Genomic DNA, 10,813 nt, shown 5'->3' on the forward strand with positions numbered 1-10,813 from the left:
CAGCGCGTCGGCATCTCGATTTTCATCAATGGTCTGAGCGAAGGCCTGTCCGCCACTCATTGCTAAAACAACAGCGGCGAGGCCGAGAGCGCGGCGGAATATCATGTCGGATGCCAGCCTAAACCGATCGGCGGCTGAACGGGAAATGACCTTGGGCTTCACGAGCGGCGAGGCGGGGCGCGGCGACGATGAACGTCGCCGACACCCCGCAAATCGGCTTACTGGTTGTTCTGGCGGTGCAGGAAGCGCGGGATATCGAGCGAATCCTTGCCCTCACCCTCGTCCGCCTCGGAGCGCGTGCCGCCGCGCGCGACGCTCTGCATCCGCTCGAACAGCGTACCGCCCAGCTTCATGCGCGGTGCCGGCGGCGCTTCCGCCTCGTCACCGGTGGAAATGGCCGGAGCTTCTTCGGCGCTCTCGCCCGGCGACAGCCAGCCCGGCGTTTCCTCGGCCGCAGCCTCGGCGGCCGCAGGCGCTTCATACTCTGCCGGAACAGCCTCATCGTCGACCGCAACCTCGCTGCCGAGCACCAGTTCGTCGGCGTCAGCTTCCGGCGCCGTGGTGTCGGCCGGCGTATCGAGCGTCAAAGGCTGCGTGTCCGCTTCAGGCTCCGCCTTGGCTTCAGGTTCGGGCGCCGCTTCGACCGGCGGCGCCGGTATCACCGACTCCACCCTGCGGCCAAAGCTGAACGCGCGGGTCGCCGGTTCCGCCGCGGCGGCAGCCACGGCAGCGCTATCGGCTTCGATTCCCGTGGCGACGACCGACACGCGAATCTTGCCTTCCAGATCGGGGTTGAATGCCGACCCCCAGATGATGTTGGCGTCTTCGTCGACCAGTTCGCGAATATGATTGGCCGCTTCGTCAACTTCGAGCAGGCGCATGTCCTCGCCGCCGGTGATCGAGACGATCACGCCCTTGGCGCCCTTCATGCTGACGCCGTCGAGCAACGGGTTGGCGATCGCCTTCGACGCGGCTTCGATGGCGCGGTTGTCGCCCTCGGCCTCGCCGGTGCCCATCATCGCCTTGCCCATTTCCTGCATCACCGACCGGACGTCGGCGAAGTCGAGGTTGATCAGGCCAGGCATGACCATCAGGTCGGTGATGCCGCGCACGCCCTGCTGCAGCACTTCATCGGCCATTTCGAAGGCCTGTTTGAAGGTGGTGTTGGCGTTGGCGACCAGGAACAGATTCTGGTTCGGAATGACGATCAGCGTATCGACGTACTTCTGCAGTTCCTCGATACCGGCTTCGGCCGCCTTTGCACGGCGACTACCCTCGAACGCGAACGGCTTGGTCACCACGCCGACGGTCAGGATGCCCATGTCGCGCGCCGCCTTGGCGATGACCGGAGCGGCACCTGTGCCGGTGCCGCCGCCCATGCCGGCGGCGATGAAGCACATGTGCGCGCCTTCCAGCATCTTGGCGACGCCGTCGATCGCTTCCTCCGCCGCGGCACGACCGATCTCAGGCCGCGCCCCCGCGCCGAGCCCCTGCGTGATCCGCACGCCGAGCTGGATCTTCTGTCCCGCCTGGCTTTGCTTGAGGGCCTGCGCATCCGTGTTCGCCACGAGGAAGTCGACGCCTTGAACATCGTTCTTCATCATGTTGGCGATCGCGTTGCCGCCCGCCCCACCGACGCCGATCACCGCGATACGCGGAGTCAGTTCGTCCACATCCGGAGGAAGAAATTCAACCATTACGCGTTCTCCGACATGCTCCGCCCCCCGAAGCACTTATGCCCACAACTTCTTGCACCATCGCCCACCTACTATCCACTACAAATAGGGGTCGATGACGCATTTCTTTAATAATTCGCCCGAGCCGTTCTGATCAGGCGACGGAAGATCGACATCGGCGACGGACGGTGCACCAACTGATGTTCGCCCGATGCCAATGACCTGAGGTCGATCGGATCGGTCGCGGCATGGTGGACCAGCCCGGCCAAGGTCGCGAAAGCGGGTCCCGAATGCGCATCGGGCAATCCGGCCAACCCGCGCGGCCGCCCGACCCGAACCGACCGGCCGAGCGCGGCCTGCGCATAATCGGCGATACCCTTGAGCTCGGCACCGCCGCCGGTCAGCACGACCTGACGCCCGACATTGCCGTCGAACTTCATCGCGGTCAGCGCCTTGCCGATCTCTCCCATCAGCAATTCGAGTCGCTGGCGGATCACTGCGATCAGCTGCGCCTTGGTGATGCGTGGCCCCTCACCCGCGCCATCGTCGCTGAGCGGCGCGATCTCGAGCATTTCGTGATTGTCGCGCGGCGTCGCGTTGGCGCAGCCATGGAAACACTTCATCCGCTCGGCCTGGGCGCGGCTGGCGCCAAAGGTCGAGGCGATATCGTCGGTGATATCGCTGGCGCCCATCGGCACGGTGACCAGGCCGACCAGCATGCCGCCGGCGAACAAAGAGACGTTGGTGATTCCCGCCCCCATCTCGACCAACGCCGTTCCCAGTTCGCGCTCTTCCGCGCTGAGACAGGCGAGCCCCGTCGCGACCGGCGCGGCGATGATCGACTTCACCTCGAGATGCGACTTGGCGACGCACAGGCCGATATTGCGCACCGGCGATCCGTCGGCGGCGACGACATGGATATGGACGCCCATCCGGTCGGCATGCAGGCCGAGCGGGTTCTTGACCCCGGTAATGCCGTCGAGCGTGTAGAGCGCCGGCTGGGCATGGAGCACCATGCGGCCGGCGGGATCGATCGATTCCCGCCCCGCGCGCAGCAGCGCGTCGATATCGCTTTGTTCGATACGGTGCCCGCCCATTTCGAACTCGATCGAGGCGACGTCGCTGACCAGCCCGCCGGCCGAAAAGCCGACCCAGACATTCTCGATATTGGTCTGGGCGATACGTTCGGCCTGTTCGACCGCTTCGCGCACCGCGACTTCGGTCGCCGCCATGTCGGCGATGCAGCCGCGCCGCACGCCGCGGCTTTCGCGCTGGCCAGTGCCGAGCACGATCAGCTCGCCGCCACTGCCTTTCTGCGCGATCATCGCGGAGACCTTGGACGACCCGATATCGAGCGCCGTGATCAACCCCTCCGGCGGTGTCTTGGCCATGATTCTATTCCCCCACTCAAACCTGATCGCGCGACGCCGCGCGATCCGCCGATGCCGGCGCCGGCGTCGACATATTGCCCTTCGAACTCGTCGGAACCCCCATCCGGCTCGATCCGTCGGGCTTGCGCGCCACAAATTTATCCGGATTGCGCATATCGAACTTTACCCATCCTCTACCCAAAAGGCGAACCGTACCATCCCTCTCCGCAAACAACCGGAGCGCCTTGGCAGCCTCATCGGTTCCCTCGGGCAGCGACAACGTCTCGCCTGTGTCGAACAACAGGTCCCAGCGACGGTTGCCGACCCAGGTCGCGGCGCGCACCTTGGGCTTGAGCGCGGGCGCAGTGGTCATCAGAGTCTGATAGGCCGGCTCCTGGCGATCGGCGCCAGGCCCGATCACCAACGGCAGATCGGGCATGGCATCGGCCGAGACCGGCTCCAGATAAATTCCGTCGCGATCGATCAGGCTCAGCGTCCCCTGGTTCTGCCACACCGCCGCCGGCGTTCGCTCGACGATCCGGATCAACAGCGTGTCGGGTAGCCGCCGCGAGACATGGGCATCCTGTACCCAGCCATATTGCAGCAATTTGTCGCGGATCTGGTTGAGATCGACCAGCGGCATCGCGCGCGATTTCTGTTCGAGCGCAACGGCATAGACGGTCATCTGATCCATCCGTTTGACGCCGCGGATTTCGATCTGCTCGACGCGGAAACCGGCATTGCCGGCTTGTTCGGCGACTGCGGTGCCGACCGCGCCGGGAATGCCGAAGATTTGCGCGACGACGAGCGCCGCCCCGACCGCGAGTGCGAAGATCGACCAGGTCGCGATGCGCTGCAGCGTGTGCTGGCTGATCGGCAGCCAGGTTAGAATACGATCGATGATCGACGGCTTCTTCTGCTTGCGCTTGGCCGAGGGCCGGCGTGCGGTCGGGCGTCCGCTCTTGGCTGGGGCACGGCTCATGCCAGCGCCTCGTCGATGATCATCTGCACCAGCTCCGGATAGGAGATGCCGAGATGCCTCGCCTGTTCGGGGACCAGGCTCAAGGGAGTCATGCCGGGCTGGGTGTTGACCTCGAGCAGGAACAATCCGTCCTCGCCGCGCTCATCGTCCCAGCGGAAGTCGGAGCGCGACGCGCCCTTGCAGCCGAGCAAATGATGCGCCTCGAGCGCGAGGCGCTTGCAGGCCGCAGCGATCGCGTCGGGGATTTGCGCCGGAAAGACGTGCTCGGTCATGCCGTCGGTGTACTTGGCGTCGTAATCGTACCAGCCCGATTTGGGCTTGAGCTCGGTGACGCCGAGCGCGCGGCCGCCGAGGATCGCCGTCGTCAGCTCACGCCCGCGGACGTAAGGCTCGGCGAGCAGTTCCTCGAATTCCTGCCAGGGGCCGGCGACATCACGGCCGATCGGATTGCCATAATTGCCGTCGTCGTTGACGATCGCGACACCGACCGACGAGCCTTCGTTGACCGGTTTCAGCACATAAGGCCGCTTGAGCGGATCGCCCTCGAACACCTCAGCCGATTTGACGATGCGTCCGCCGGGCATCGGAATGCCGTGCGGAACTAAAGCCTGTTTGGTCAGCACCTTGTCGATCGCGATGACCGAGGTGACCATGCCCGAATGGGTGTATTTGAGGCCCATCAGGTCGAGCATGCCCTGGACCGAGCCATCCTCGCCCGGCGTGCCGTGGAGCGCGTTGAACACGATGTCGGGCTTGGCCGCGGCGAGCTTGGCCGCGACGTCGCGGTCCATGTCGATCCGCGTGACCTCATGGCCAAGCGATTCCAGCGCCTCGGATATGCCCTTGCCCGACATCAGCGACACTTCGCGTTCGGCCGACCAGCCACCCATCAGGACGGCGACGTGGAGAGTCACTTCGCCACCCCCACGCGCTGAATTTCCCATTCCAGAATCACGCCCGACTTCGCCTTCACTTTCTCGCGTACTTCTTCGCCCAGACCCTCGATGTCCGCACTCGTCGCGTCACCCAAGTTGAGCAGGAAATTACAATGCTTCTCGGATACTTGCGCATCGCCTTTGCGAAGCCCTCGGCACCCGGCCTGATCGACCAACTGCCAGGCTTTGTGCCCTTCCGGGTTTTTGAAGGTCGAGCCTCCGGTACGGCTCCTAAGCGGCTGCGATTCCTCGCGAGCGGCGGCGATGCGGTCCATTTCGGCCTGGATCGCGGATGGCTCGCCCGGGTGGCCGCGAAAGGTCGCGCCGACTACGATCGCGCCCGCGGGCAAATCGCTGTGGCGATAGGTGTAGCCGAGATCGCCGAGCGCGAGCGTCCGGCGCTCGCCCGAGCGCAGGATCACGTCGGCCTCGACTAGGACGTCCTCGACCTCGCGGCCATAGGCACCGCCGTTCATGCGAACAAAGCCGCCCACCGTGCCCGGGATCGAGCGCATGAATTCGAGGCCGGCGATCCCGGCGTCGCGCGCGTTCGACGAGACGAGGATGCCGCTCGCGCCGCCGCCACACCGCAGTGTGGTGGCGTCGAGCCGCTCGACCTTGGCGAAGGTCTTGCCCAGCCGCACTACGACACCGGGCACGCCGCCATCCCGGACGATCAGGTTCGAGCCCAGCCCAAGCCCCATCACCGGCACCGACGGATCGAGCGCGTAGAGAAAGGTGGCGAGGTCGTCGACGTCGGCCGGCTCGAACAGATATTCGGCCGCGCCGCCGCTTTTGAACCATACCAGCGGTGCGAGCGGCGCGCCGTGGGTCAGTTTCCCGCGAACCGGAGGCATGGCGTAACAGACCGTCACCGCACCGCCTCGATCCCATCGGCCAGCCCGGCCGCCCATCTCGTGATGTCGCCCGCACCCAGGCACACGATCATGTCGCCCGGCTGGACAATGCCCGCGAGTTCGTTCGCAAGTTCTTCCGCCGAACCGATCGTCGCCGCCGCACGGTGGCCGCGGCGTTTCAAGCCGTCGACCAGCGCCTGTGCATCGACACCCTCGATCGGCTGCTCACCCGCGGCATAAACCGGCGTGACATAAACCATGTCGGCATCGTTGAACGCCTGCTGGAAGTCCTCCATCAGATTGCCGAGACGGGTGTAGCGGTGCGGCTGGACTATAGCGATGACGCGGTTCGCCACGCCTTCGCGCGCGGCCGACAGCACGGCGCGGATCTCGACCGGATGGTGGCCGTAATCGTCGATCACGACAGCACCATTGACCTCACCGACCTTGGTGAAGCGGCGTTTTACGCCGGCGAACTTGGCGAAACCCTGCTGGATCGTCGCGTCGTCGACGCCAAGCTCGAGCGCGACGCCGATCGCCGACAGCGCGTTCTGGACATTGTGGCGGCCGGGCATCGGCAATTCGATATGTTCGATCGAGCGGATCGTGCCGTCGCGGCCGCGGATGATCGCCTCGAAACGGTTGCCGCCGGGGATCGGGGTCACATTGACGCCGCGGATGTCCGCCTGGGTCGAGAAACCGTAAGTGACGATACGGCGGTCGCGCACGCGCGGCAGCACTGCTTGCACTTCGGGATGATCGAGGCACAGGAAGGCGGCGCCATAGAATGGCACATTCTCGATGAACTGGACGAACGCGTCCTTGATCGCGTCGAAGCTGCCATAATGATCGAGATGCTCGGGATCGATATTGGTGACTACCGCCAGCGTGCCGTCGAGCCTCAGGAAACTGCCGTCGCTCTCATCGGCTTCGACCACCATCCATTCACTGTCGCCGAGCCGGGCGTTCGAGCCGTAGCTGTTGATGATCCCGCCGTTGATCACCGTCGGATCGATCCCGCCGGCATCTAGCAAGGCGGCGACCATCGAGGTCGTGGTGGTCTTGCCGTGTGTCCCCGCAACCGCGACCGTCGATTTGAGGCGCATCAGTTCGGCCAGCATCTCGGCGCGGCGCACGACGGGGATGCGGCGTTCGAGCGCGCACTCGACCTCGGGGTTGGCGCGCTTGATCGCGGTCGAGACGACGACGACCGCGGCGTCACCGAGATTGTCGGCGGCGTGGCCGATCTTCACCTCGATGCCCTTGTCGCGCAGCCCTTGCACGACATAGCCCTCGGCGACGTCCGAACCCTGCACCTTATAGCCGAGATTGTGCATCACCTCGGCAATGCCGGACATGCCGATCCCGCCGATGCCGACAAAATGGATGGCGCCGATATCGGTCTTGAGCCCGGTCATGCGAATGCCGCTGCCTCTCCGCCGGGAGCGGCGGTTTGAACTTTGCCGACGGGAATGTCAGCGGGAGGATGGTCCAGCCCCTCGACCAGATCGGCGAGGTCGCGGGCGGCGTCGGGATGGCCGCACGATCTGGCGCGCGCCGCGGCGTTCTGCAGCGCGGCGGGATCGAGCCCGAGTTTCTGCATCTGCTTGGCGAGTTCGACCGGGGTGAACTGGCTCTGCGGAATCGTCCGCGCACCACCGGCTTCGGAGATTTCGCGCGCATTCTCGGTCTGGTGATCGTCGGTCGCGCTGGGCAGTGGCACCAGGATCGCCGGACGCCCGGCGGCGGTCAGCTCGGCGATGGTCGACGCCCCCGCACGCGCGATCACCAGATGCGCCCAGGCGAGATGCTCGGGCAGATCGGGGAGATAGGTGGCGAGGTCGGCGGCGATCGACAGCTCGGCATATTTCGCTCGTGCCTTATCGATGTCCTCAACCCGCGCTTGATGAGTCACTTGCAACCGGCGGCGGAAATTGACCGGGAGCATCGACAATCCGTCGGGCACGACGCTGCTCAGAATGCTGGCGCCCTGGCTGCCGCCGGTGACGAGCACGCGGAAGATGCTGTCTTCCTCCAGTAGCGGATAGGGCTTGTCGCGCAGCGCCAGTACGTCCTCGCGCACCGGGTTGCCGGTGAGATGCGCCTTGTCACGATATTTGTCGGCCAGCCGATCGACCTTGGCATAAGAGGTGGCGATCGCGTCGACCCGCCCGGCCACCAGCCGGTTGACGCGGCCGAGCACGGCATTCTGCTCGTGCACCGCGGTCAGCACCTTCCGGTTGAACCCGGCGAGCAACGCGGGCAGCGCAGGATAGCCGCCAAAGCCGATCACCGCGGCCGGCTTGATCCTCTCGAACAGGTCGATCGCGAGCTTGCGGCCCTCGAGCATCGCGCGACCCGCACGATACCAGCCTAACGGCCCTCCCTGCATGCGGCCGGCGGGGAGCACGTGCGTCTCGATTCCATCGAACAGGCCCGGAAAACGCACGCCGCGCTCGTCGCTGATCAGATCGACCTTGTGGCCGCGTTTCTTCAGCTCGGCGGCCAGCGCCGCGGCCGGCACCATGTGCCCGCCGGTTCCGCCTGCGGCCAGAACGAATTGCCGCACTCTCGTCATTCGCCGCTCCATTTCACGACATAGGGTGAGCGGCTCACAAACGGGTTCCGGCGCGTAAACGCAAGCAGCAACCCCATGCCGATCGACAGCGCGATCATCGACGAGCCGCCATAGCTGATGAACGGCATCGTCATGCCCTTGGACGGCGCCAGGCCCGTGTTGACTGCCATCGAGATCAGCGCCTGCAATCCGAACTGGATGGCCAGGCCCGACGCCGCCAACACACGGAATTCTTCCTGTTCATCCAGCAACTTGACGAACACGCGCACGACGATCGCGAGAAAGATCACCGCCACGATCGCGCAGGAGATCAACCCGAATTCCTCGCCGATCACCGAGAAGACATAATCGGTATGCGCTTCGGGCAAACGAAACTTCATCTGTCCCCCGCCGGGACCGGTGCCGAACCAACCGCCCGCGGTCAGCGTCGCGCGCGCGGCATTGACCTGGAAATGGTCGGCAGCGTCGGTCGAGTCCGGAAACAGGAAAGCGTCGATCCGCGTGCGCGCGGTCGAATAGAAGAGATAGGCCGAGATCACGCCGACGAACGCCGCACCGAACAGCGCCCCGATCGTCCGCGCCGAAATTCCCGAGATCAGCAGCAAGGCCAGCCATACCGAGCAGAACACCACCGTCTGACCGAAATCGGGCTGCAGCATCAGCAAAGCGGCGACCAATGCGGTCAATCCTCCGGTCAGCGCGGCAAGCACGCCGCCCGACAATCCCTGTTCCTTGTTCTTGAGCGACAACAACCACGCGACCGCGACGATGAAACACGGCTTGAGGAATTCGGACGGCTGGAATTGCGCGACGCCGACGCCAAGCCAGCGCCGCGCGCCATTCACCTGGACGCCGATCATCGGCACCAGCATCAGCATGATCAGGAAGCCCGCGCAGCCGATCAACGCCATCCGTCGCGCGCTTTCGGTCGGCAGCATCGAGACGATGAACAGCACCGGCAGCGACACCGCGACCCACATCACCTGACGCCAGAAATAATAGAGCGCCGGCATGTGGTGCGTGGCGTCCGAGTAACGCTGCGCCGATGCGGGGGACGCCGCCGCGACCGCGACCAGCCCGATCGCCATCAGGAACAGGGTCAGGATCAGCAGCACCCAGTCGATGTCCCAGAACCACGCGCCGAGCGGCGAGCGATCCGACCGCCCGCCGCGCCGCGCGACCCGGGTCAGGAATCCTTCCTTGGCCGACCGCGAGCTCATGCCAGTGACTCGACCAGCCCGCGGAAGGTGTCGCCGCGATCCTCGTAATCGCGAAACTGATCGAACGACGCGCAGGCCGGCGACAGCAAGACGGTGTCGCCCGGCTTGGCCGCGGCGCGGCACAATTCGACGGCGTGCGCCAGCGTTTCGGCATAGACGGTCGGAATATCGTTCTTGAGCAGATCGACAAACATCGGTCCGGCTTCGCCGATTGTATAAGCGGCGCGGACATGCCCGAACGACGGGCGGCAGGCATCGAGGTCCTTGGTCTTGGCCTGGCCGCCGAGGATCCAGTGGATGTCGTCGAACGCCGCCAGCGCGGGCGCGGTCGAGTCGGGATTGGTCGCCTTGCTGTCGTTGACATAGGCGACGCCGTCGACCGTGCCGACACGCTCCATCCGATGCGGTAGACCCTTGAAGCTTTCGAGCCCGGCATCGATCGCCGATTCCGCGACGCCGAGCGCCTGGCAGGCAGTGATCGCGGCGAGCGCGTTCTGCGCATTGTGCGGTCCTTGCAGCGATGGCCAGCGCGACTGGTCCATGCACACGCCCGGGGCGATCTTGAACAGATGCTCGCCGCGTGCCGACAGGCCGCGAGCGATCTTGGCGGAGGCGGTGTCGCCGATCCCGATCACCGCGTCGTGATCCTTCGACTGCATCGCGAATAGCCGCGCCTTCGAGGCGGCATAGGCATCGAACCCGTCATAGCGGTCGAGATGATCGGGCGTGATGTTGAGCAGGACCGCGACGTCGCAATCGAGCGTGAACGTGAGGTCGATCTGATAGCTCGACAGTTCGAGCACATAGACGCCGCCTACCGGCAACGGCTCCTCGCCGAGAATCGGCAGCCCGATATTGCCACCGAGCCGCGCCGGAATACCCGCCGTTTCCAGGATGTGATGGATCAGCGCGGTGGTGGTCGACTTGCCGTTGGTGCCGGTGATGCCGACGACACGGTGCGACGGCAGATAATCGCGCGCCTGGGCGAACAGTTCGATATCGCCGATCACCGGCACGCCCGCCTCGCGTGCCTTGGCCGCAATCGGATGACGGTTGAGCGGCACGCCCGGCGACACGACGACGCCAGCGAATCCGGTTAGGTCGATTTCTACCGGGTCGGCAAAACTCAAAAGCCCCTCCCCTTCAGGGGAGGGGTTGGGGTGGGGGCTATCCGCAGGCGAGTCGCTTGGGGCAC

9 protein-coding genes are annotated in these 10,813 nt (G+C 65.3%); all 9 read right to left on the minus strand.

Annotated features, from left to right (window positions below; translation table 11 throughout):
* Window positions 1-218: 218 nt before the first annotated feature.
* The 9 genes from ftsZ to murD all read right to left on the minus strand — a co-directional run bounded on the left by ftsZ (window position 219) and on the right by murD (window position 10,748).
* Window positions 219-1,697: a cell division protein FtsZ gene (ftsZ, locus tag SAS01S_RS15425; RefSeq protein ID WP_066810392.1), complete on the minus strand. Its 1,479-nt coding sequence runs from the start codon at window positions 1,695-1,697 to the stop codon at window positions 219-221.
* A 107-nt stretch (window positions 1,698-1,804) separates the two neighbouring features.
* Window positions 1,805-3,067, minus strand: a complete 1,263-nt coding sequence (gene ftsA, locus SAS01S_RS15430) for a cell division protein FtsA (protein ID WP_066810394.1) — start codon at window positions 3,065-3,067, stop codon at window positions 1,805-1,807.
* 16 nt (window positions 3,068-3,083) lie between these two features.
* Entirely contained in the window at window positions 3,084-4,028 is a 945-nt protein-coding gene (locus tag SAS01S_RS15435) for a cell division protein FtsQ/DivIB (protein ID WP_066810395.1), read from the minus strand.
* Entirely contained in the window at window positions 4,025-4,918 is an 894-nt protein-coding gene (locus SAS01S_RS15440) for a D-alanine--D-alanine ligase (RefSeq protein WP_245656931.1), read from the minus strand. Before SAS01S_RS15440 ends, SAS01S_RS15435 begins: the two co-directional genes overlap by 4 nt.
* Window positions 4,919-4,938: 20 nt before the next feature.
* Entirely contained in the window at window positions 4,939-5,820 is an 882-nt protein-coding gene (murB, locus tag SAS01S_RS15445; RefSeq protein ID WP_066810399.1) for a UDP-N-acetylmuramate dehydrogenase, read from the minus strand.
* A gap of 14 nt (window positions 5,821-5,834) precedes the next feature.
* A complete protein-coding gene (gene murC, locus SAS01S_RS15450; RefSeq protein WP_066810401.1) occupies window positions 5,835-7,238 on the minus strand; it encodes a UDP-N-acetylmuramate--L-alanine ligase in 1,404 nt (467 codons plus the stop codon).
* Complete coding sequence (gene murG / locus SAS01S_RS15455) at window positions 7,235-8,398, minus strand: undecaprenyldiphospho-muramoylpentapeptide beta-N-acetylglucosaminyltransferase (RefSeq protein ID WP_066810406.1); 1,164 nt, start codon at window positions 8,396-8,398, stop codon at window positions 7,235-7,237. Before murG ends, murC begins: the two co-directional genes overlap by 4 nt.
* On the minus strand, window positions 8,395-9,618 hold the full coding sequence (locus SAS01S_RS15460) for an FtsW/RodA/SpoVE family cell cycle protein (RefSeq protein WP_066810403.1): 1,224 nt from the start codon (window positions 9,616-9,618) through the stop codon (window positions 8,395-8,397). Before SAS01S_RS15460 ends, murG begins: the two co-directional genes overlap by 4 nt.
* Window positions 9,615-10,748: a UDP-N-acetylmuramoyl-L-alanine--D-glutamate ligase gene (murD, locus tag SAS01S_RS15465; protein WP_066810404.1), complete on the minus strand. Its 1,134-nt coding sequence runs from the start codon at window positions 10,746-10,748 to the stop codon at window positions 9,615-9,617. Before murD ends, SAS01S_RS15460 begins: the two co-directional genes overlap by 4 nt.
* Between the last annotated feature and the right edge of the window lie 65 nt (window positions 10,749-10,813).

The organism is Sphingomonas asaccharolytica NBRC 15499, from assembly GCF_001598355.1.
Lineage (GTDB): Bacteria > Pseudomonadota > Alphaproteobacteria > Sphingomonadales > Sphingomonadaceae > Sphingomonas > Sphingomonas asaccharolytica.